General features: G+C 70.8%; 17 protein-coding genes and 1 pseudogene. 12 read left to right on the top strand and 6 right to left on the bottom strand.

Translation table 11 applies throughout. The annotated features are described in order from the left end of the window. The first annotated feature begins 144 nt into the window (after nucleotides 1-144). On the top strand, nucleotides 145-2,667 hold the full coding sequence (locus OVA26_RS03110; protein ID WP_268102935.1) for a DUF4118 domain-containing protein: 2,523 nt from the start codon (nucleotides 145-147) through the stop codon (nucleotides 2,665-2,667). Beyond that, nucleotides 2,664-3,335, top strand: a complete 672-nt coding sequence (locus tag OVA26_RS03105) for a response regulator (protein ID WP_056225375.1) — start codon at nucleotides 2,664-2,666, stop codon at nucleotides 3,333-3,335. The genes OVA26_RS03110 and OVA26_RS03105 overlap by 4 nt, the downstream gene beginning before the upstream one ends. A 356-nt stretch (nucleotides 3,336-3,691) precedes the next feature. Here the strand turns inward: OVA26_RS03105 and OVA26_RS03100 are convergent, their stop codons facing one another. Continuing rightward, nucleotides 3,692-4,168 (bottom strand): hypothetical protein, encoded by a 477-nt coding sequence (locus tag OVA26_RS03100; RefSeq protein WP_268102934.1) that lies wholly within the window; start codon nucleotides 4,166-4,168, stop codon nucleotides 3,692-3,694. Between the two features lie 176 nt (nucleotides 4,169-4,344). On the opposite strand from OVA26_RS03100, the gene OVA26_RS03095 reads away from it, so the two are divergent. The 3 genes from OVA26_RS03095 to OVA26_RS03085 all read left to right on the top strand — a co-directional run bounded on the left by OVA26_RS03095 (nucleotide 4,345) and on the right by OVA26_RS03085 (nucleotide 6,623). Beyond that, entirely contained in the window at nucleotides 4,345-5,586 is a 1,242-nt protein-coding gene (locus tag OVA26_RS03095; protein ID WP_268102933.1) for an aminotransferase class V-fold PLP-dependent enzyme, read from the top strand. Continuing rightward, nucleotides 5,583-6,038 carry a Fe-S cluster assembly sulfur transfer protein SufU gene (gene sufU / locus OVA26_RS03090; RefSeq protein WP_268102932.1) on the top strand — a complete coding sequence of 152 codons (456 nt, stop codon included), beginning with the start codon at nucleotides 5,583-5,585 and terminating at the stop codon, nucleotides 6,036-6,038. The genes OVA26_RS03095 and sufU overlap by 4 nt, the downstream gene beginning before the upstream one ends. Before the next feature lie 141 nt (nucleotides 6,039-6,179). Then, on the top strand, nucleotides 6,180-6,623 hold the full coding sequence (locus tag OVA26_RS03085) for a hypothetical protein (RefSeq protein ID WP_268102931.1): 444 nt from the start codon (nucleotides 6,180-6,182) through the stop codon (nucleotides 6,621-6,623). 19 nt (nucleotides 6,624-6,642) lie between these two features. Here the strand turns inward: OVA26_RS03085 and OVA26_RS03080 are convergent, their stop codons facing one another. The 3 genes from OVA26_RS03080 to OVA26_RS03070 are packed head-to-tail and all read right to left on the bottom strand — an operon-like array spanning nucleotide 6,643 to nucleotide 8,328. Further along, nucleotides 6,643-7,620: an SRPBCC family protein gene (locus OVA26_RS03080; RefSeq protein ID WP_268102930.1), complete on the bottom strand. Its 978-nt coding sequence runs from the start codon at nucleotides 7,618-7,620 to the stop codon at nucleotides 6,643-6,645. Between the two features lie 18 nt (nucleotides 7,621-7,638). Continuing rightward, nucleotides 7,639-8,013 (bottom strand): ArsR/SmtB family transcription factor, encoded by a 375-nt coding sequence (locus OVA26_RS03075; protein WP_268102929.1) that lies wholly within the window; start codon nucleotides 8,011-8,013, stop codon nucleotides 7,639-7,641. A gap of 42 nt (nucleotides 8,014-8,055) precedes the next feature. After that, a complete protein-coding gene (locus tag OVA26_RS03070; RefSeq protein WP_056225357.1) occupies nucleotides 8,056-8,328 on the bottom strand; it encodes a helix-turn-helix transcriptional regulator in 273 nt (90 codons plus the stop codon). A gap of 98 nt (nucleotides 8,329-8,426) precedes the next feature. Here OVA26_RS03070 and OVA26_RS03065 point away from each other — a divergent pair, with 98 nt between their 5' ends. The 5 genes and pseudogenes from OVA26_RS03065 (at nucleotide 8,427) to OVA26_RS03050 (ending at nucleotide 13,602) form a co-directional block, all read left to right on the top strand. Next, nucleotides 8,427-9,902: a proton-conducting transporter transmembrane domain-containing protein gene (locus tag OVA26_RS03065; RefSeq protein WP_268102928.1), complete on the top strand. Its 1,476-nt coding sequence runs from the start codon at nucleotides 8,427-8,429 to the stop codon at nucleotides 9,900-9,902. Next, a pseudogene (locus OVA26_RS17415) lies at nucleotides 9,902-10,876 on the top strand (putative inorganic carbon transporter subunit DabA); the annotation flags it as partial. The gene OVA26_RS03065 and the pseudogene OVA26_RS17415, both read left to right, overlap by 1 nt. Next, complete coding sequence (locus tag OVA26_RS03060) at nucleotides 10,852-12,447, top strand: putative inorganic carbon transporter subunit DabA (RefSeq protein WP_442786067.1); 1,596 nt, start codon at nucleotides 10,852-10,854, stop codon at nucleotides 12,445-12,447. The pseudogene OVA26_RS17415 and the gene OVA26_RS03060, both read left to right, overlap by 25 nt. Further along, the gene (locus OVA26_RS03055) at nucleotides 12,447-12,770 is read left to right on the top strand and encodes a P-II family nitrogen regulator (RefSeq protein WP_268102926.1); all 324 of its coding nucleotides are present in this window, start codon (nucleotides 12,447-12,449) and stop codon (nucleotides 12,768-12,770) included. Before OVA26_RS03060 ends, OVA26_RS03055 begins: the two co-directional genes overlap by 1 nt. 235 nt (nucleotides 12,771-13,005) lie before the next feature. Continuing rightward, the gene (locus OVA26_RS03050) at nucleotides 13,006-13,602 is read left to right on the top strand and encodes a DUF6671 family protein (protein ID WP_268102925.1); all 597 of its coding nucleotides are present in this window, start codon (nucleotides 13,006-13,008) and stop codon (nucleotides 13,600-13,602) included. Nucleotides 13,603-14,305: 703 nt separating this feature from the next. Here the strand turns inward: OVA26_RS03050 and OVA26_RS03045 are convergent. Next, nucleotides 14,306-15,379, bottom strand: a complete 1,074-nt coding sequence (locus OVA26_RS03045) for a DUF4241 domain-containing protein (RefSeq protein WP_268102924.1) — start codon at nucleotides 15,377-15,379, stop codon at nucleotides 14,306-14,308. A 596-nt stretch (nucleotides 15,380-15,975) separates the two neighbouring features. Here OVA26_RS03045 and OVA26_RS03040 point away from each other — a divergent pair. Continuing rightward, complete coding sequence (locus OVA26_RS03040; protein ID WP_268102923.1) at nucleotides 15,976-21,030, top strand: DUF7507 domain-containing protein; 5,055 nt, start codon at nucleotides 15,976-15,978, stop codon at nucleotides 21,028-21,030. 260 nt (nucleotides 21,031-21,290) lie between these two features. On the opposite strand, the gene OVA26_RS03035 is transcribed toward OVA26_RS03040, so the two are convergent. Beyond that, a complete protein-coding gene (locus tag OVA26_RS03035; protein WP_268102922.1) occupies nucleotides 21,291-22,040 on the bottom strand; it encodes a DUF429 domain-containing protein in 750 nt (249 codons plus the stop codon). A gap of 81 nt (nucleotides 22,041-22,121) precedes the next feature. On the opposite strand from OVA26_RS03035, the gene OVA26_RS03030 reads away from it, so the two are divergent. After that, nucleotides 22,122-22,493, top strand: coding sequence for a hypothetical protein (locus OVA26_RS03030; RefSeq protein ID WP_056225328.1), 372 nt, complete (start codon nucleotides 22,122-22,124; stop codon nucleotides 22,491-22,493).

Here is a 22,493-nt window from a genome sequence, read left to right as displayed (position 1 = left end):
GGACATGCCTCTGTCACCCGCCGCCGCCGCGCCTCTCGCGCGGCGGCGGCGCCGTGCGTTCGAGCGAGCGGTCGCTGAGCCCGTCGAGGCGTACGCGCGGGTCCCTTCGACAAGCGCAGCGACCTGGGCTCCGAGGAGCGCCTCGTGAAGCGCGGACGCCTGCGCGTGCTGCTGGGCATGGCGCCCGGTGTCGGCAAGACGTACGAGATGCTCGAAGAGGGCCGGCGCCTGCGCGACGAGGGCCATGACGTCATCATCGCGATCGTCGAGACCCACGGCCGCGTCGCGACCGCAGCGCAAGCCGAGGGCCTCGAGGTGATCCCCCGCCGCGCCGTCGCCCACCGGGGGGTCGCGCTCGACGAGATGGACCTCGATGCGGTGCTCGAACGGCATCCGCGCATCGCCCTCGTCGACGAGCTCGCGCACACGAACGTCCCGGGCTCGCGCAACGAGAAGCGCTGGACCGATGTCGAAGAGTTGCTCGACGCCGGCATCGACGTGATCACGACCGTGAACGTCCAGCACATCGAATCTCTCAACGACGTGGTCGAGAAGATCACGGGGGTCGTCCAGCGGGAGACGGTTCCGGATGCCGTCGTCCGCTCCGCCGATCAGATCGAGGTCGTCGACCTGGCACCGCAGTCTCTGCGTGATCGCCTCGCCGCAGGTTCGGTGTACCCCGCCGAGCGCATCGACGCGGCCCTGTCGAACTACTTCCGCCTCGGCAACCTGACGGCGCTGCGCGAGCTCGCTCTGCTGTGGCTGGCCGACGAGGTCGACTCGGCCCTGCAGCGCTACCGCACCGAGCACGGCATCGAGGGTTCGTGGCAGGCGCGCGAGCGCGTGGTCGTCGCCCTCACCGGCGGCCCCGAGGGCGAGACGCTCCTGCGCCGCGGAGCCCGGATCGCGGCCCGCTCGGCCGGCGGCGAACTGCTCGCCGTGCACGTGTCGAGCCAGGACGGCCTGCGCACGAGCGCCCCGGCCACCCTCGCCGAGCAGCGCGCCCTCGTCGAGTCGCTGGGCGGGTCGTACCACCAGGTGGTGGGCGACGATCCCGCCACCGCCCTCGTCGACTTCGCGCGATCGGTCAACGCCTCGCAGCTGGTCATCGGCGTGAGCCGTCGCGGCCGTCTCGCCGCCGCCCTCACCGGCCCCGGCATCGGCGCGACCGTCATCCGCCTCTCGGGCGACATCGACGTGCACATCGTCAGTCACGCGCGCGCGGGCGGGCGGTTCGCCCTCCCCCGCCTCAGCGGCCCCGCGCTGAGCGCGAAGCGTCGCATCCTGGGCTTCGTCGTCGCCGTCCTCGGGGGACCGCTGATCTCGCTGCTGCTGATCTCGACGGGCTCCGACGACTCGATCGCCGCCGACGTGCTCGTCTACCAGCTGCTCGTCGTGGTCGTGGCGCTGATCGGTGGGATCTGGCCGGCCCTGTTCGCTGCGGTGCTGTCGGGCTTCACGCTCAACTTCCTGTTCATCGAGCCGCTGTACACCGTGACCATCAGCAACCCCGCGAACACGATCGCGCTGGTGTTGTACGTGGTCATCGCGATGCTCGTGAGCACCGTCGTCGACCAGGCTGCCCGTCGGGCCCGCTCCGCCCGCCGCGCCACGGCTGAGGCCGAGCTGCTCGCCACGGTCGCGGGCAGCGTGCTCCGCGGCGAGAGCACGGTGCCCGCCCTGGTCACCCGTGCCCGAGAAGCCTTCGGCCTGGCCGGGGTGCGTCTCGTCGCCGCGGACGGCGCGGTTCTCGCCACCGACGGCGAGCCCGTGCGCGACGGTCGCTCGGTCTCGGTCCCGGTCGGCGACGGTCGCGCGACCCTCGAGCTGCACGGCGGCGATCTCGACGCCTCGGAGCGTCGCCTGCTCGACGTCGTCGTCGCGCAGCTCGCGGCCGCCCTCGAGCGCACCGATCTCGCCGAGACGGCCGCCGAGGCCGGAGCCCTCGCCGAGACCGACCAGGTGCGCAGCGCCCTGCTCTCGGCGGTCAGCCACGACCTGCGCCGACCCCTCGCCGCCGCCGTCGCCTCGCTCGGGGGCCTCCGCGCCGCGGGCGACCAGCTGTCCGACGACGATCGCCGCGAGCTGCTCGAGACCGCCGACGAGAGCCTCGCGACCCTGTCGGTGCTCGTCACCGACCTGCTCGATGTCAGTCGCGTGCAGGCGGGGGTGCTCGCCGTCTCGCTCACGCCGACCGATGCCGCGGGCGTCGTGCTCATGGCCCTCGACGAGCTCGACCTGGGGCCCGACGACGTCGAGCTCGCCCTCGACCCCGACCTGCCGATGCTCAACGCCGACCCGGTGCTGCTGCAGCGCGTGCTCGTCAATGTGCTCACCAACGCCCAGCGGTACACGCCCGACGGCGAGCGCGTCCGCATCGCCACGAGCCGCCTCGGCGGCACCGCCGAGATCCGCGTGATCGATCACGGGCCGGGCATCGCCGCCGAGCGTCGCGAAGACATGTTCTCGCCGTTCCAACGCCTCGGCGACACCGACAACACCGCGGGTCTCGGCCTCGGGCTCGCGCTCTCGCGCGGCTTCGCCGAGGGCATGGGCGGCACTCTCACCCCCGAAGACACCCCCGGCGGCGGGCTCACCATGGTCGTGGCGCTTCCCGTCGCGGGCGCGGATGCCGTGGCATCCGGAATCTCCAGGAGGACGCCGTGAAGGTACTCATCGCCGACGACGACCCGCAGCTGGTCCGCGCTCTGCGGATCACGCTCGCCGCCCACGGTTACGACGTGGTGGCCGCGGCCGACGGCGCCGCAGCGATCACGCTCGCCGCCCAAGCCCATCCCGACATCGTGCTGCTCGATCTCGGGATGCCGCACCTCGACGGCGTGCAGGTGATCCACGCGTTGCGCGGGTGGACGACCGCGCCGATCATCGTCGTCTCGGGCCGCACGGGTTCCGCCGACAAGGTGGAGGCGCTCGATGCCGGCGCCGACGACTTCGTGACCAAGCCCTTCCAGATCGACGAGCTGCTCGCGCGTCTGCGCGTGCACGCCCGACGTTCGGTGCCCTCGGCGGGCGACGCCGTCGTGCGCTTCGGCGAGATCGAGGTCGACCTGTCGGCCAAGGCGGTACTGCGCGCGGGCACCCGCGTGCACCTCACCCCGACCGAGTGGCGGATGCTCGAGTTCCTCGCCCGCAACCCCGGCTCGCTCGTCACGCGCCAGACGCTGCTGAAGGAGATCTGGGCGAGCGAGCAGGTCGCTGACAGCGGCTACCTGCGGCTGTACATGTCGCAGCTGCGCAAGAAGCTCGAGGCCGACCCGTCGAACCCCGTGCACCTGCTGACGGAGCAGGGGATGGGGTATCGGCTGGTCGTGTGATCGGCCCTCGGCGTGCACAACGCAGGAGTTCCGGGGGGAGCATGGCCATCTGGTCCCTCCTGCGTCGCGTCGCCGGGTGGTCCTCCTGCGTCGCGTCAGCACCCCGGGCAGCGCCCTCGGCACGTTTCCCGTCGGGGTGTGCGGACAGGGCGAACGGACACAACGCAGGACGCCGGCCCGTTCACACGCGATCCGACCGGCGTGGACCACCGCCAGACCCCGATCTCCTGCGTCCTGTCCGCCCGGACGCGGTCACTCGGCGCCGGACGGGTCCTCATCCGCCTCAGACTCCGCCGCCACGTATTCGGCGTGCACCCGGGCGCAGCGCGAGGCGAAGACGATCGAGTGGAGCAGCATCAGCGCAGTTCCCCGACCGTGTGGCATCCGGGACAGGGGAAGGCGATGCGGTCGCCCGCGCGGACGTCACCAGGGAGCACGACGGTTGCGCACGAATCCTCCCCGTGGGCGTCGAAGACGGCGAAGGGTTCGTCGTAGGCGTGCGAGACGCGTCCGATGAGCCGGGCTTCGCGCCAGACGGCCTCGAGTCCCGCGACGCACGCGTCGAGGCGCAGGGTGTCGGGCGTGGCCTCGGTCACCGTCGCCACCACGACGGTCGTCGACAGAATCGCGGATGCCACCCCGCCCGACGCCGGGATTACCGCAGGCCCCGTGCAGACGCAGGGTGTGCCGCAGATGTCGGCGTAGCGGCCGACCGACATCGCCCGCACCGTGACGTCGTCGAGCGTGGGTGCCGAGCCGGCGGGCCACGCCGCGGCGTCGAAGGGCGCCGGGATGCTGGCGCGGAGGGTGGGGAGCAGGGCCGTGAGGGTCATGGCATCCGGTCTACGCCGCGTCGGGCGGCGGATCCGCGGCCCTCACGGTTCGCGAACGGGCGTCGGCGCTTTCCTCACTCTTCGCTCGCGGGGCGGGGGCGCCGCGGCTCTCGCGCGTCGAGACTGCATCTCGCTGACACGGCACCCATTCACCCGGCGCGACGTAGCCTGGAGGGGTGAGCCTCCCCTTCGACGTCGCCGCCGTGCGCGCCGACTTCCCGATCCTCGAGACCGAGATCGACGGTCGCCCCCTCGTGTACCTCGACTCCGGAGCGACGAGCCAGAAGCCTCGTGCCGTGCTCGACGCCGAACGTGAGTTCCTCGAGCGGGCGAACTCCGCCGTACACCGCGGCGCTCACACCCTCGCGGCCGAGGCCACCGAACTGTTCGAAGACGCGCGCGTCACCGTCGCCGAGTACGTGGGCGCCGAGCCCGAACAGCTCGTGTGGACAAGCGGCGCGACGGCCGGTCTCAACCTCGTGGCGGGTTCGCTCGGCTACGCCGGGCGCCTGCGCGAGGGCGACGAGATCGTCGTCACCGAGGCCGAGCACCACGCGAACCTCATCCCCTGGCAGGAGCTCGCCGCCCGCACCGGGGCGCGCCTGCGTCACATCCCCGTGCTCGACGACGGCGTGCTCGACCTGCACGCCGCAGCCGACCTCATCGGCGAGCGCACCAAGGTCGTCGCCTTCCCGCACGTGTCGAACGTGCTCGGCATCGTGAACCCCGTCGCGAAGCTCGTCACCCTCGCCCGCGGCGTCGGCGCGCTGACCGTGCTCGACGCGTGCCAGTCGGCACCTCATCTGCGCCTTGACCTGCCGGCCTCCGGAGTCGACCTCGCCGTCTTCTCGGGCCACAAGGTCTACGGGCCCTACGGCATCGGAGCGCTCTGGGGGCGCGACGAGGTGCTCGAGTCGCTGCCGCCGTTCACGACGGGTGGCTCGATGATCACCACCGTCACGCTCGACACGGCCGAGTACCTGCCCCCGCCGCAGCGCTTCGAGCCCGGCACGCAGCCGGTGTCGCAGGCCGTCGCCCTCGCCGCCGCCGTCCGCTGGCTCGGCGAGCACGATCTCGCCGCCGCGCACGCGCACGAGGCCGCGCTCGAGAAGCGCATGCGTGAGGGGCTCCGCTCGATCGACGGCATCCGGCTGCTCGGAGACACGGATGCCGCGGAGCGCGTCGCCCTGCAGGCCTTCGAGGTGCAGGGCGTGCACGCGCACGACGTGGGCCAGTTCCTCGACTCGCGCGGCGTCGCCGTGCGCGTCGGACACCACTGCGCACAGCCCCTGCACCGCCGCTTCGGGATGACGGCGTCGGTGCGCGCGAGCGCCGCGATCCACACCACGGAGGACGAGATCGACACCTTCCTCGACGCCGTCTCGGGCGTGCGCGGCTTCTTCGGTGCCGGCGCATGAGCGGGCTCGAGTCGCTGTACCAGGAGCTCATCCTCGACCACGCGAAGAACCGCCGCGGCTTCGGACTGGCCGCCCCCGGCGCGCGCAGCGCCACCGTGCACCAGCGCAACCCCATCTGCGGCGACGAGATCACCCTGCGCGTCTCCGTCGACGGTGACCGTGTCAGCTCCGTCACCTGGGAGGGAGCGGGCTGCTCGATCTCGCAGTCGTCCGCGTCGATGCTCGTCGCCCTGCTGCAGGAAGACGGCGGCGACGAGGGCATGGCGAAGGCCGACGTTGACGCGCTGATCGCGCAGTTCCGCGAGGCGCTACGCTCCCGCGGCAAGATCCCCCTCGACGAGGAGACCTTCGCCGACGCCGCCGCCCTCTCCGGGGTCTCGAAGTTCACCGCGCGCGTGAAATGCGCGATGCTCGCGTGGGTCGCGCTCGAAGAGGGGCTGCGGCAGGCCTGAGCGCCTCGGCGCGCAAGCTCGGCGATACGCGCAAGCTCAGTCGGCATCCGCCGATTCGGGCTGAGAATGCGCGGATCGCGGAGGATACGACCGGGCCGACGCGCGCTAGCCTTCCGTCAGACGAACGAGAGGGCGGATGCCATGGCCACCGGCGGAGCAGGATTCAGCGACGAAGAACGCGCGGCGATCAAGCAGCGCGCCGAAGAGCTCAAGGCCATGAAGGGCCTGAAGGGCGCGGCGAAGCTCGAGAAGGAGAACGAGGCCTGCCTCGAGGCGATCGACAAGCTCGAGGGCGTCGACCGGGCGGTGGCCGAGCGCCTGCACGTCATCGTGCTCGAAGAGGCCGCGCACCTGAACCCGAAGACGTTCTACGGCTTCCCGGCGTACGCGAAGGACGGCAAGGTCGTCGTCTTCTACCAGCCGGCGTCGAAGTTCAAGACGCGCTACGGCACGGTGAGCTTCGACGACAGCGCGCAGCTCGACGACGGCCCCATGTGGCCGGTGTCGTTCGCGGTCGTCGAGGTGACGGACGCGGTCGAGCAGCGCATTCGCGAGGCCGTGCGCCGGGCGGCGCCCGCGGCCTGAGCCGGCGCCACCCGCCCCCTCACCCGAGGACGACCCGCTCCATCCGCCGGAAGCTCTGCTCCATCCCCTCGACCATCCCCGTGGCGAGCACGGCGTCGCGGGTCTCGGCATCCGGATACTCGATCAGCAGGGTGACCAGCGTCGCCCCGTCCTCTTCGTAGAGGGACAGGTCGTTGATCGTCGAGGGGTAGTCGGTGCCGGTCATGTGCTCGGTCTGCACCATGCGGCGCGGCTCGTCGAGCAGCAGGATCTCGCCGTCGAATCCGAAGGGCTCCCCCTCGGTGCCAGGTTCGGGCTCCCACGCGATGCGGTACGCGCCGCCCTCGCGCCGGTCGACCTCGCGGTGGGTCATGCGCCATCCGTCGGGCCCGAGCATCCACTGTCGCATCAGCTCGGGGTCGACGTGGGCCCGCCAGACGAGCTCGCGCGGCCCGTCGATGAGCCGCGTGATGCGCACGTGCTGGTCGTCGAGGATCTCGAGCTGCGTGCCCTTGCCCTGCGCGAACTCCCGTAGCCCCTGCAGCACCGCGTCGAGCTGGTTGATGGCGAGGGTCGACCCCTCGACGGCGCCCATGGCGAGCACCGTTTCGAGACCCTCGAGGGAGTCGAAGTACGTCACGTTCGTCAGCCGCGAGCCGCCCTCGGTCTCGTCGAACGCGAAGGTCATGCGCATCGCGGGCATGCCGGGGATCGCCTCGCCGTTCTCGTCGACGAACGAGTCGACGACCTCGAAGCCGCGCGGAGCGTCGATGCCGAGGAACTCCCAGCTCCCGCGTGCGATCTCGCCGCTCGCGCTGGCCATCGCGTATCGGGCGCGACCGCCGACCTCGAAGGCGAACGATGCGAACGTCGCCGGCCATCCGGGGGGACCCCAGAAGCGTTCGAGCTGCCGCGGGTCGGTGAAGACCGTCCATAACCGTTCGGCGCCCACGGGGAAGTCGGCGACCAGGGTCATGGTGAGCGCTTCGGCGTCGCTCTCGACGGATGTGACGGGCATGACGACTCCTTCGTCGGTTCAGTTCTCGGCGGGTTCGGAGGGCGGGAGGGATGCCGGCACCCCGGCGTCTTCGAGCAGGATCGCGTCGAGTCGGTCGATGCGTCCCCGCCAGAGGTCTTCGTACGAGCGCAGCAGGTCCTGCGCCCGGGCGAGCGCGGTGGGGTCGGCGGACACGAGTCGCACCCTCCCCTCCGCGCGTTTGGTGATGAGCCGCGCGTCGGCGAGCACGGCGATGTGCTTCGACACGGCGGCGAACGACATCGCGTAGGCCGCGGCGAGCTGCGTCACCGACTGCTCGGCGACGAGCGTGCGCCGCACGATGTCGCGACGGGTCGCGTCGGCGAGGGCGTGGAAGACCCGGTCGATGTCGGCGTCGCTCTGTTGTTCAACCATTTGGTTGCACGTTAGCGCGAAGGGCCGTGACCCGCAAGGGTGTCAGCCGCGCAACGCCTGCAGCAACGCGCCGACCGGGTGGTCGCTCTCGATCGGATGACGCAGCGGCAGGTCCTCGACACACTCGTAGCGGTTGCGTCGACCCTCCTTCTCGCGCTTGAGATAGCCGGCATCGACGAGATCGGCCAGGATGCCGTGCGCCGTGCGCTCGGTGATGCCCACGGCATCCGCGATCTCGCGCACGCGGGCCCCGGGGTCGCGGGAGACGTAGATGAACACGTGGGCGTGATTCGTGAGGAACGTCCAGGTGGTCATCGCCACAGCATAGTGACCCGAGGTACCGGAATCCAAGTACCGGTTATTCGTTACCTGCGTTTTGACACACGCAATTTGTTGCATGTAACGTGCTGCGCATGTCGCTTCTCGCCCCGCTCACGATCGCCGCGCTGCTCGCCGCGGTCGTCGCCGCCCTCCTCCCGGATGTCGCGCGTCGGCGCACCCCGGGCTCTCTCGCCGTGTGGCCCGCCGGCGCCGCCACGGTCCTCGCCACGGTCGCTCTGGCCTCGACCCTCGCCGCCGGCGACGATGTGGCAGGTGCCGCGCTGTCGCTGCTCGTGGTCGCCCTCACCGTGGTCGTGCAGTCCTACGCCAGCCGCAACCTGCGCGGCGACCCGCGTTCGCGCAGCTTCTTCGCGTTATCGTCGCTCGCGGCCGTCGGGACGACCACCGCCATTGCGGCCGGGGACGTCGTCTTCCTCGCCGCGGGGTGGACGCTCGGCACGGTCAGCATGATCGCGCTCATCGGCACGGGCGGCGCGGGTCCGCAGACGCGCGTTGCCGTGTCGCGGAGCGCGGTGGCCCTGCTGCTCGGAGACGCGGCGCTCTGGACGGCCGTCATCATCGCGGTCGCCTCGACCGGATCGGTGTCGCTGGCCGCTCTCGGGAGCGTCGACGCGATCTCGGCGGCGGTGGTGAGCGCGCTCGTCGCCCTCGCGGCGGTCGCCCGCGCCGGCGCCTTCCCCCTGCACGGGTGGCTCCCCGCCACCGCGGCCACGACCACTCCCGTGTCGGCCCTGCTGCACGCGGGCTTCGTGAACGCCGGCGCCCTGCTCCTCCTCCGTTACGCGGCCGTCCCCTCCGTCGTGGGCCCCTGGATCGTGGCCGCCGCCGGTGCGATCACGATGATCGTCGCGGGGCTCGCGATGCTCACGCGCCCCGACGTGAAGGGCCGCCTCGTGCAGTCCACGGCCGCGCAGATGGGCTTCCTCCTCTTGGCCTGCGGTCTCGGCGCCTTCGGCGTCGCCCTGGTCCACGCGATCGGTCACGCGCTCTACAAGGCGAGCCTTTTCCTCGGCGCCGGCTCCGCGGTCGAGCACGCGCTGAAGGCGCGGGGCGTCGCGCACCCGGCTCGGTCGACCACGGGAGCGATCGTGGGCGCGGTGATCATCCTCCTGACCGGGGTCGCGGCGATCGCGGCATCCGGCGCGTGGGAGCACAGCGCGGCAGTCCTCCTGCTCTTCGCCGGGGCCACCGCGGTGGTCGCCGGGGCGCGGATCGGCGCAAGCTCCCGGTCGGTCGCCGCGCGCGCGGCCCAGCTCGCGGGCCTGGCCGCCCTCACGGCCGCCTACCTCGCGGTGGTCTTCCCCGCGGCCGAGGCCCTCGCGCCGGTCACGGCGGCAGACCCGGTCCCCGCCGTGTTCGCGGTGGCCGTCTTCGTCCTCGCCGCCGCCTCGGGCCTGGCCGCCCGCGGCTCCGGTCCCCTCGCGGATCGACTGTTCGCCTCCGCCTTCTCGTGGGGCCGACCGCCCCTCCCTCCGACCGCATCCCGCATCGACACGCCCTGGACCCCGGCACCCGCCGACGGCCCCCTCGAGTACCGGAGATTCTGATGACCACCCCCGCCTCCCCTCCCTCTCCCGCCGTCATCCGGGGCTGGATCGCCGCCGCCGGCCGCGCCATCTCGCCCCACTTCCCCCTCGAGACCTTCATCGCCCGCAACCCCGTCGCCGGGTACGAGAATCTCGACTGGGAAGAGGCGATCGGACTGATCGCCCGGGATCACGGCGTCCTGCTCTCCCTTCCGGAACAGCGCTTCCGCGACCTGTACGCGCAGGGGCGGATCAGCCCCGCCGACCTGCAGGCGGCCCTGCGGTTCACCGTGCCCGAGGCGGGCGCCCCGCGCTCTCTCGACATCGGCGGCACGCGCGTCACCGTGGGCGAGATCCTCGGCCACGACCTGCTCGTCGCTCCCCCGCTGACCGCGGCCGCGCCCGAACCCACCCCCGCCGCACGGCTGTCGCCGCGGATCCACGCGCGCATCGACGACCTCACCGCACGCTGGATCGCCGCATCGCTCGGGACCGCCCCGTGGTCGCCGACGAACGACGAGAGCATGTGGGTGGCGTGGCGGCGCCTGACCGCGCTCGACCCGACCCTGTCGCGGAAGGTGCGCAGCGGCATCCGGCATTCCTCCGACGACCCGGCCGCGGCCATCGGCGACGCGCTCGCCCGGTGGGAGCTCGACGGGCCGGCCGCGGAATCGTTCCTCCGCGCCCACGTGCTCGCGTTGCCGGGGTGGGCGGCGCTCGTCCGGCACACGGTCGCGACCGGCGTCGATCTGACCTCGCTCGTCGCGATCCGCGCGACGCTCGAACGGCTCCTTCTACCCGCCGACGTCGCCCTGCCGGCGGCACCCCCGGCCGAGAAGGGCCTGGCCGAGGAGGCCGCGCGGATCGGCACGGTCGCCCTCGCTCTCGGCGTCGACCCCGCCGACGCGGCGGTGCGGACCGCCCTTCGCCCCGTGCTCTCGCTGATCGCCCCGGCCGCGCGGCTCGCGGTCTGGCAGGAGGCGTACGAGCGGGGATCGCGCGCGAACTCGCCCCCGCGACCGCACCTGTCCTCCGCGAGAGCACGGCGCCGCAGCGGCCGCTCGCGCAGGCGGTCTTCTGCATCGACACGCGGTCCGAGAGCTTCCGCCGGCACCTCGAGGCCGCCGGAGCCGTCGAGACCCTCGGTTTCGCGGGATTCTTCGCGGCGCCCATCTCGTTCCGGCCCGCCGACGGGTCGGCCGAGGTCGCCTCGTGCCCGGTGCTTCTCACGCCCCGCGTGGCGATCACCGAGTCGTCCGTGGAGCGCGACGCGATCGCGCGGTGGAAGCGTCAGCACGAGACGAGCGTGGAGCGGGATGCCACCATCGACGCACTCAAGGAGTCCGCCGTGGCCCCCTACGCCTTCGCCGAGACAGCCGGGTGGGTGCTGGGAGCGGCGAGCGCCGCGCGGACCCTCGCGCCGGAGGCCTGGCGGACGACGGTGTCGCGCATGCGGCCGAGCAAGCCGTCCACGCACGTCGATGCGAACGTCGTCTTCACGCTCGAGGAGCGCGTGCTGTACGCCGAGACCGCGCTGCGCATGATGGGCCTGGTCGAGGGATTCGCCCCGATCGTGCTGCTGTGCGGTCACGGCGCCACCGTCGCCAACAACCCCTTCGCATCGTCGCTGCAGTGCGGCGCGTGCGGCGGCCACGAGGGCGAACCGAACGCGCGGGCGGCGGCGATGATCTTCAACGACCCCGAGACGCGCGACGCCCTGGCCGGGCGGGGGATCTCGATCCCCGCCGACACGCTCTTCGTCGCGGCGCAGATGGACACCGTCACCGACGAGGTCACCCTGCTCGAGCCCTGGGCCATTCCGGCGACGCACGAAACCGTCGCGCTCGAGGTGACCCGGCTGCTCGAGACCGCGCGCGCGGCGAACGCCGCCGAGCGCAGCGCGAGCCTGCCCGGGTCGGGAGGGCGGCACGGCGCCGTCTGCGACACCGAGCGCCGGTCCGCGGACTGGGCCGAGTCGTACGCGGAGTGGGGTCTCGTCGGCAACGCCGCGTTCATCGTGGGTCCACGCTCGATCACCGCGGGCACCGACCTCGGTCGCCGCGCCTTCCTGCACAGCTACGACGCCGCCGCCGACCCCGACGGCGCGGGCCTCGAGACGATCCTGACCGCGCCGATGATCGTGGCGCAGTGGATCAACGCGCAGTACTCGGCCTCGACCGTCGCCCCCGACCGGTTCGGCGCCGGCCCCAAGCCCCTGCACAACGTGGTCGGCACCGTCGGCGTGCTGTCGGGCTACGGCGGCGACCTGCGGCTCGGCCTGCCCTGGCAGTCCGTGGGCGTCGGCCGCGCGAGTCGGCACGAGCCGATCCGGCTGCAGGTGTTCGTCGAGGCCCCGCTCGCGCGGGTGAACGACATCATCGACGCCTCCGAGGCCGTCCGCACCCTGGTCGCCAACCGGTGGATCACCCTCCGCGTCCGCGAGCACGACAGCGCCCGCTGGATGCGGTGGGGACGCTACGGCTGGCAGGCCGACGACCTGGACACCCCCGCCCCCACCGGCATCCCCGCCGCCACCGAAGAATCCACCACGAAGGAGAACCGCTGATGAGCCCGTCCGAACTGACCCCCATGACCAAGATCGAGGTGGTCGTCGCGAGCGACGACGTCGCCGAGGTGTCCGCCCTCATGCAATCCCTCGGCGCGCGCGGGTACACCGCGATCACCGGCGTGGCCGGGGTGGGCCACCACGGCCCCCGCGGCGGCCGCCTGCTCTTCAACGACCACGACACCCTGACCCTCCTCGTGACGGTCGTGGCGCCCGAGAAAGCGGACGCGATCATCGCCGGCATCCGTCCGGTCCTCGACCACGCCTCGGGCGTGATGTTCGTCTCGCCGACCTCGGTCAGCCGCGCGGACTACTTCGCCTGATGACCATCGTGACGAGTCACTCGGGGTCGCCCTACGCCGGCGAGACGACCGCCGTCGGCACCCTGCACGGCAAGGAGGCCGCGTTCGCCCCGGCCTTCGCCCGATGGCTCGACGCGGGCGTCGCGCCGACGGCGCAGCTCGACACAGACTCCCTCGGCACGTTCACCCGCGACGTGCCGAGGGCGGGCACCGCCGAGCACGCGGCCACGGCCAAGGCCCGGGGGCGGCGCTCGAGTTGGGGACGGCCACCGGTCTGGCCACCGAAGCGTCGTACGCCCCGGCGCTGGGCGGCTTCGGACCCATGGTGCACGAGGAGCTCGCCGTCTTCATCGACCTCGAGCGCGGCATCCGCGTACGTCACGGCATCCGCCAGTACACGCACGTCGCCCCGGCTCGCACCGTGCGAACGTCGGCAGAAGCACGGCGCTACCTCGCCCGCGCCGGATTTCCGCACCACGGCGTCGTCGCACGCACCGCCGACGGTGTGCAGAAGGGCATCCAGGATGCCGCGGTCATCGACGCCCTGCTGCGCCGCGGCCCCGTCGAGCTCGAGCCCGACCTCCGCGCGCACATGAACCCCACCCGGCGGCGGGTCCTGCGCCGCCTGTCGTGGCTGCTCGCCGCCCGACTCACCCAGCTGTGCCCGGGGTGCGGATGTCCGGGTTTCGGGGCGGTGGGCGTGGTGCGGGGTCTCCCGTGCGCAGCGTGCGGCAACGCGACCTCGCAGGTGCGTCTCGACGTCGACGGCTGCCCCGCCTGCGACGAGCAGCGCGAGCGCCCGCGGCCCGAGCGGGAGGCCGATCCGGCGACGTGTGACGCCTGCAACCCGTAAGGCTGCCGCGAGGAGGGGGAGGAGAAAAGGACGCGCCGCGGTTGTGCCGCCCGCCGCAACCGACCGTGGCGCGTCGGCCTCGGCCTGGACACGACACGATCCGCCTGGACTTTCTTCGCCGCGACCGAACGGGTGATTTTCACGCACCACCGGGGTGAAACTCATCGGTGCGCTCAGCGGGTGCGCAACAGCGGCGAGTGTGGCCGCTGTGGACGAGACCCTGGACGTGTACGGCGCGAAGGCGGTCGCGCAGTCGATGGAGAACGAGCTAGGGCATCCTCCTGAGTTGCGGCCCTGACGGCGTGTACCAATGGACGGGACACAACTACCTGCCCCTTTCTCGTCCGGTCGATGTGCAGCAGCTAGTGGACGAAATAGTGCAGACGTACGAACATAGAGCGTCTTTTGCGGCGCGAGTCGAGATGACGCAGGACGGTGTACCTCGGGCACGGGTGGTCGGCCCGGCGGGCTCTTCTTATTCGCTCACTCTCAGCGTTGATCGCTCCCGCATCGAGATCTTCTCGTTCTCGCCGTGCTTCCGGCTGCCCGATGACATGAGCCGGCGCGCAGACTACTGATCCGGAAGATCCTCAGGGGCTCTGCGATGAGGCCATCAGTACCGGCACCCTCACTCCACCCGGCCCCGAGGACCATACACTGACGGCCGCGCAGAGCGCCCACCCGCAGGATCACGGCCCTGATGTCACAGGTGCCGCCAGTTCCCCTCGTCATCCGCGGTGACGAGCACCAGGAAGTCGACGACGAGCTGGGCGACCGCACCCGTCTCGTCGAGCCCCCAGTACACCGGGTACTGGCCGTCGCCGTACCCGGATTCCGCGACGATCCCCACGTCGCGGGCACCGAGCGCGACCTCCTGCACGCTCGGTGACGGCGCGTACATGTAGTCCGTGAACGCCGCGGCCTTGGCCCGGCGGCTCATCGTCGCGTACGCGGGCAGGTCGACGATGCAGGCGGAGCCGGCGTCGACGCCGAAGAAGTGCCCCGGTCCGGACGGCAGATCGGCGGGATGCCAGGTCACCGGCATCCGTTCGCTGAAAAGCACCCGCAGGGCGGCGTTGCGACCGAAACCGGTCACGCGTTCGACCGGATACGACCCCGGAGCCACGCGGCGGGCGAGCGGACGCGCGTCGCCGTTGTCGTAGCCGAAATCGAGCACCGCGATGACTCCCGACGAGGTGACCAGCGTCCCCGCCGGCGAGACGCGCACCTCCGACGACTCCCCGCTGCGGCGGTGCACGACCGTGCGCTCGGTGAAGTTGCGGACCTCGTCGAGGCCGCGCTGCTCGTCGGGCACGTCGTCGAGGCGAGCGTCCGGCATCGCGTCGGCGGCGAGGGCGCGTGCCTGCTCCGCACCCGAGAACGGGGCCCGCGGATCGTCGAAGTGCTGCTCGATCGCGGTGATCCTCCACCCGCGCCCATCGCGCTCGAGAACGTATTCGTGCTTCTTGCGCGTCTGCGATTCGAACACCTCGGTCAGCACGAACGCGCGGTCGCCCTCGACCTCCGGCCGCACGATCCGTTCGACGGCCACCCCGTACTGCGGCGGCGTCCCGAACGACGAGTCCAGCCGAGCGTGGTCTCCCGCGACGTGATCTCGCATCAGGGGAATCGTGAGATCCCGCCACTCGGCGAACGCATCGCGCCCCGTGCCACGGTCCTCGAAAGCGGGCGCCGCCCGCCGCCACTGCGCGTCGTAATCCTCGAGGAAACGCTGCACGCGCTTCTCGGCCGCCTTCGCCCCGCGATCGCCCCACATGCCGCCAGCCTTACGAGTTGAAACTGAAGGTCGAGGGCGCCAAGAGCGGCCTCGAGAGAGGTTTTGCCACACTCTCCTGTCGGGCTCCGGTGCACGGGCTCTCTCTCAATTTGAACCCGTAGCCAGAAGTTGATCCTTTTCCGTTTCTCATGATGAAGACCGCTGGCCGCGCCAATGATCAGCTCTGGGCGCATCATCCGAGAACTCCCTATTCTCGCAGCCCCCGCCTTCCAGCAGCCGGACAGCTTGCTCCTCCGAAAGGTCAGCGCATGCGTGCATCCCTCCGTCCTCGTACCCGACGCCGCCGTCTCGCGATGGTGATTGCCGCTGCCGTCACGGTAGGGGCGCTTCTGACCGCCCCTCTTACGAATGCCGTGGCCGCTACCGCCGCGACGCCCGACCCCGGGGTATCTGATACCACCGTGCCTGCATCTCCCAGCGCCGGGCAGCCGATCGCGCCCGCAGCGCCGTCGACGCAGTCAGACGTATCGGCCCTGTCAGCGACATCGAACACAGCCGTCTCGATTTCGCAGCTCACACCCGCGTCGCAGCAATCCGGCAATGCGTTTCAGTATCAGATCGCGTACTCGTGTTCCGTGACCTCCGCGACCTCGTGCGGAACCGGACCGACCATTCGAATCCCCCTGGGAGCCGCCGCGACCTTCCCGTACACGATCGCCCAGAGCGCTGCGGTGATCGGCTCTCAGATCGTCAACGGTGACCTCGTCATCACTCTCGCCGACTTCACCCAGTCCACCTCGGGCACCATCGGGCTGAGCCTGACAGCGCCGAACGGAACCACCGTGAACGGCACCACCTGGACACTGCAGCCCACCCTGACCTTCAGCGACGGCGTGACGCCGTCCGCGACCGCGCCCGCGGCCGTGACGAGCACTGCAACGTCTTCTACCTTCCTCAACGCCCTCAACAAGTCCGCCGACAAGGACTTCTACCGCGTGGGCGAGACAGTGAAGTACTCGATCTACTACGCCTGCTTCCAGCTCGGCACCGGATTCCAGAACGCGGAATTGGTCACCATCGTCGACACCCTCCCCGCGGGCCTCACGTACGTCTCGAGCACCCCGGCCGCCGTCGTGAACGGGAACACGGTCACGTGGACGCTGACCGGCAACGACATCGGCTTCTACTGCAAGGTTCGCGGACCCGGCCCGTCGACGCTGACGGTCAACGCCACCGTCGACAACGGTGTCGCTTCGGGAACACGGCTGACCAACACCGTCAACGCGACCGTCGACCCGATCGGTAACGACCCGGTCTCCACCGGCACGACCTCGATGGATGTCACCGTCACCGACCAGCAGATCCCGATGGGATCCGTGGGAAAGACCGCGACGGGCCCTCTGCGCGGCGGCTCCGCCACCTCGACCGACGGCACCTATCCGGGGCCGTGGACTTCCGGGACCCCCAGCGTCCCGGCGGACGTTCTTGCCGGAGCCGGCACCGGACTCCTCGCCGCCGCCTATCGGGTCGAGATCCGAAACCCCGTCCAGGGCATGCAGTGGACAGCGATCGATCCGATGCCGTGCAACAGCAATGCCTCCGGCGTCCAGTACGACAGCTACTCCTCCTCGAGCGGGACACTCTGCACCAACCCCGCCTTCAACCCCACGTACGTCACGGTCGGCACCAGCCCCATCAACTCGAGCGATACCGCCGTCGGAGTACCGAGCGGATTCGTGCCCTCCGCCCGCCTCATCGATGGCACCACCGTGCCACTGACCGTGGTGTCGAACGACGGGACGCCGCTCGCGAACGGGCCGCGGGCGGTGCTGTACCAGGTCCCCACCGCTGTCGTCGGGCAGGTCGCCGAGCTGATCTTCCCCCGCACGGCAGGGATGGACTCTCGCTTCACCGCGATCGACATCGGGGGATACGTCTCCGACTCCCGTGCCGGAGGCGACATTCTCCGCAACCGTGCGAATGTGGCGTTCTTCGCGCCGGGCAGTGACCCGAGATCCGCAAGCATCGGAGCAACCGATTCGCCCTTTGCGGCGCTGTACGTCAAGGGCGAAGCTCAGATCGGCGTCCGCAAGAGCGTCAACTACGCCGCCATCGGCAACATCACGTGGGGCGTTCAGGGCTCCCTCGCGACGCGGGCCCCCATCGGGGGTGGCTATTCCATCACCGACACCTTCCCTGCCGACCTGCCTAACCTGACGATCCAGAACGTGACCATCACCCGTCCCGGTCAAGCCAGCACAACCCTGCCTTACACGGTCACCGCCGGCACCAACCCCGTCACGGGTCAGCAGACTCGCACCGTCACGTTCACCGCTGCGGACATCAACTCCCTTCTCACCGCCCGCGGCGGTCGCCTCACCGTCGCGTTCACCGTCGCCGGCGCACCCGACTACGCCGGCACCTATACCAACACCGTCGCAGCCTCCCTGGCGGGAACCCCCGTGGACAACGGGGTCTGCCTGGACGGCGCGACGCCCAGGACCGGCAACCCGTACTCCTGCGTCACCTCCGCCACCGCCACCATTCAGCCGCCGCTGACCTCCGACGCGGTGCAGCTGACCAAGGCGGTGCAGGGCAGCTCCGACACCGTCTTCAAGACCTACCCCGCGATCGGCGTGGTGCCCGCCACGGGCGGAACAGCGACCTACAGGCTGAACTGGACGAACAAGAGCGCGTCCCCTATGGCCGGCGTCACTCTCTACGACCTCCTCCCGCGCCCGGGTGACCACGGCACCCTCGCCTCGAACGCCACCGCACCCCGGGGCAGCAGCTTCCAGCCTGCCCTCACCGCCATCGGCGCCATCCCGACCGGCGTGACCCTGTCCTACTCGACCGCGACGAACCCCTGCCGCGACGAGGTCTTCCCCGACGCGCAGAACAGCGGCTGCGTCAACGACTGGTCCACCACCGCGCCCGCCAATCTCGCCGACGTCACCGCCCTGAAGCTGGCGTCTTCTGCCAGTTACAACTTCACCGAGGGCATCGAGTTCACCTACGACGTGACCACCCCGATGATCACGCCCACCCAGATCGCCTGGAACACGGTCGCGTCCGCGCAGACCAACCAGCGCACTGGCTCCACCGTCGCCCCGATCGAGTCCTCCAAAGTCGGGGTCGCTCAGGCCGGGCTCACGCACCTCCGCATCAATAAGACCCTCAACACCGCACCCGAGGCCGTCGTGCCCAACGGGGTCCTCGACTACACCGTCACGGTCACCAACGACGGCACCACCGACCTCCACGACGTGGTCGCCACCGACACGATTCCCGCGGGCACCACCATCTGGTACGTGCCGCAGGCGACCTCGACGACAGCGACCACCGCGACCTGGAACGTGGGCACCCTCGCCGTGGGTCAGCAGGTCAGCTACGACATCCAGGTGCAGCTCCCCGTCGGACCTCAGGTCAAGACTGGCGACACGTACGTCAACCGACTCGCCGTCGTCAGCAGCGACAACCCGCCGACCGACGCCGGAAACCCCTGCCCGGACAATTCCAGCCAATCCTGTGTCCCCGCCGTGATCACGCCCCATCCGCAACTGGTGCACACGAAGACCGTCGACAAGGCCACCGCGCTGCCCGGCGACACCCTCACCTACACAATCGCCGTCACCAACATCGGCGACGCCCCCGGCGGGTTCAATCGCGGTACCGACACACTCCCCGTCGGCGTCACGTTCGTCTCCGGAAGTTCGGACAGTCCGACCGGGTTCGTCTCCGGCGGTCCTCTCAATCGCAATGTCGTCTATTCCGGCGCGTCCGGTTCGAGCGCGATCCAGCCTGGCCAGTCGATCCACTACACGATCGTGGTGAAGGTCAACGCCGACGCGTGGGGCAAGCGCCTGATCAACTACGAGCGCATGCTTGGCGCAGCCAACTTCTCCGCCAAGCCGTGCACGGACGAGCAGCGGGTCGCCTCCGGCAGCACCGCGACCTCCGCGATCTTCACCACCTACTTCTCGTGTGCAGAAACCGTGATCCCTGTCGCCCAGCCCGGCATCGGGCTCGTCAAGACCGCGTCCGCGCCCGCCAACGGGCAGGGCTTCGTCGCGGGCGAGAAGGTCACGTACACGTTCCGGGCCACGAACACCGGCAACACGCCCCTCGCCAGCGTCACCGTCACCGACACCGCCTTCACCAACGGTGCCGGCACCACGGTCCAGCTGGACGGTGCCCCCACGGCACCAGTCGGCTTCGACGGCACGCTCACTCCGGGAGGAAGCGTCGACTTCACCGCCACCTATACGGTGACTGCCACCGACGCGCAAGCGGGCGGAACACTGACCAACACGGCCACGGCCACCGCCACCGTGCCCCGCAGTGTCAACTACGCAGGAGCCCCACCGACGGCGACGTCTTCCAGCCAGGCGCCGGTCGGGAAGGCACAGATCAGCCTGGTGAAGACCGCATCGCCGGTCGCCGGCGCGAAGGCGGGCGACGTCGTCACCTACCGGTTCGTCGCCACCAACACCGGCAACCTGACGCTGACGGACGTCGCCCTCACCGAGCGCTCGTTCACCAACGGAGCCGGTGACGTCCTCCACCTCGACGCCGCACCCACCGTCGAGACGCCGGCGGGATGGAACGGAAGCCTCACCCCGGGCCAGAGCGTGACCTGGACCGCGCCCTACACCGTCACCACCGCCGATGTCCGAGCCGCGGGCAGCATTCAGAACCTCGCTGAGGTCTCGGGCAATCCGCCGCGCCGAAACCCGACCGATCCGGTCACGCCCGTGACCGGGCAGGACGTCGCCATCATCACGCCCGCCGCGGCGGTCCCTTCCATCGCTCTGGAGAAGACGGTCTCTCTTCCCGCCAACGGTGAGGCCTTCGTCGAGGGAGAGACTGCGTCGTTCTCCTTCCGGGTCACCAACACCGGAGACACGATGTTGACCGGTGTGAACGTGCGCGAGAAGGAGTTCACGGACGCCAACGGCCGTGCGCTGACCCTCACCACGGGACCGACGGCTCCCTCCAGGTTCTCAGGGAGCCTGAACCCGGGTGAGAGCGTGACCTTCACCGGCACCTACCTGATCACCGCGGCCGACCTCGGCGCGGGGCCCCTGACCAACATCGCAACCGCGACCGGCACACCCCCTACCGGGCCCGACGTCCGCAGCGACGGAGACGTCAGCGTCCCCACCGCTGCACCCCGGCTGGCGTTGCTGAAGACCAGTGACGTCGCCACGGCTCAGCCCGGACAAGTCGTCACGTACACCTTCGCGATCACCAACACCGGGAACATCACGGCCACAGACGTGACGGTCAGCGAGGACTCCTTCATCGACGCGAGCGGACACGCGATCGCGCTGGACACGCCCCCGCTTGCCACCGACGCCGACCGTGCCGCAACCCTCAGGCCGGGACAGACGGTGACGTTCCTCGGCCGACACACCGTCGCTGCCCAGGAGGCCACCGGGGCCCTCATCAACACCGCGACAGCTCGGGCCACCCTTGGTGGACGTCCTGTCAGCTCTCCGCCGAGTTCGGCCGTAGTGACCGTGAATCCCCTGCCGTCACCAGCTGACAATCCGGTCGCGCAGGTCTGGCTCGCGGTGACAGGCACCCCGGGTATTCCCCTCGCGGTAGCCGGTGTGGGTACCCTCCTGTTCAGTCTCGGGATCGCGCTCCTCTTCTGGCGACGCCGAACCGCCCGTCTCCGCAGCTGAGACCCGTGGGCGGGGCGGACGCCGTCCCGCCCACGGGGGAGCGAGAAGGGGCAACGCGGACAGCTGACGTGCGCACGGTGCCCGCACCCGCGATATCTCGCAGCTCGCCCGGGAGTGATCCGATGTCGGACCACGACCGGGGTCACCTCCAGGGACCGCGCGCGCGGGACAACACAGAGAGACTCCGACCGGCCGACGCCACGGCACCGAACCGGCCGTGCCGCGATGTCGTTCACGCCTAGCCTGTAGACGCGCACGGACTAGGTCGCCGCAAGCGCCTCGAAAGGTCCGTCCGGCAACACGACCCAGCCCTCGCGTCGGGCGACGGAGAGCTTCGCGGGTGCCGGGCGCGCGAACGACCCGAGCGCTCCGGCGCGCGTGGCGAGGGCGGCGATGACGGCGTCGAAAGCGTCGGCCTTCGCAATGGCGAGGTCTTCGAACCCGCCGAGGTCGAGCCACGCCGCGCGCCGGGTCAGTGCGTCGAGCAGGACGGCCCGGCGGGTGGCATCCACTCGGTATCCGCTCGTGTCGAAGCCCCACAGGCGCAGCGACCCACCGGGGTAGACCTCGAACAGGCGCCCCTCAGCGGCGCGGTCGACGGGGAATCCCGCTGCGGCCAGGCGGCGCAGCAGACCCGCGCCACGCAGAGCGGTGACCCCCAACCGGTCGGTCGAGACGCTCAGCGGCCAGCGGCCGATGCGCTCGCGCACGACGTGGTCGGTGTGGCGGTAGACGAGCGTGCGACGCCAGTCGGCTCCCCCGTCGACCGGCCCGAGCCGCGGGTCGACATCGGCGTGGTGGGCCTGCACGAAATCGACGAACGCGTCGGGCCAGCCGAGCGGACAGTCCACCCCGAGCCACGCCTCGCCTGCCGAGACGGACGCCACGATGTCGGCATCCTGCATCCCGATCTCGAGCCGCGTCAGCCGCGCCGTACCGCCCGACCAGACGATCTCGGCGAGGGCGGTGCCGGGGGCTCCCGCGGCAAGGTCGACTCCGACGGTTCTCACCCCACGAGCCTAGGTGTGGTGGCGGGACGCGCGGCCCGTCAAGACCTGCCGAATGCAGCCGCGACCTGGGAGGATCGAGGCATGGCAGATGACGACCTCCCCGATTCGCTCGAACCGGCCGTCGACATCCCGCCGCGCGAAGAGCCGCCGGCACCCCCGACGCCGAAGGGCGATCTCCGCGCCGTGTCGATCGTCGCGATCGTCACCGGCGTGATCGTCATCGCCTGGTACCTCTTCATCGCCACGGCGAGCGCGATCGCCGAGATCGACAACCTCCCGTTCATCCAGATCGGCATGTGGGTGCTCGCGGTGGTCTCGTTCGTGTGCGGAATCCTGAGCCTGAACGCGCGCATGGCGCGCGAGCTCGCCGCCGCGGGGTTCATCGCCGGGGTCGCCGCGGGTCTGCTGTCGGTGACGATCGGTCTGTTCAGCGGTCTCGAGCTGCTGGGCTGA

The sequence above is a fragment of the Microbacterium sp. SL62 genome (genome assembly GCF_026672635.1).
In the GTDB taxonomy this organism is placed as follows: domain Bacteria; phylum Actinomycetota; class Actinomycetes; order Actinomycetales; family Microbacteriaceae; genus Microbacterium; species Microbacterium testaceum_A.
Note: the sequence above shows the minus strand (reverse complement) of the source record. Positions and strands in the feature narration are given on the sequence as shown.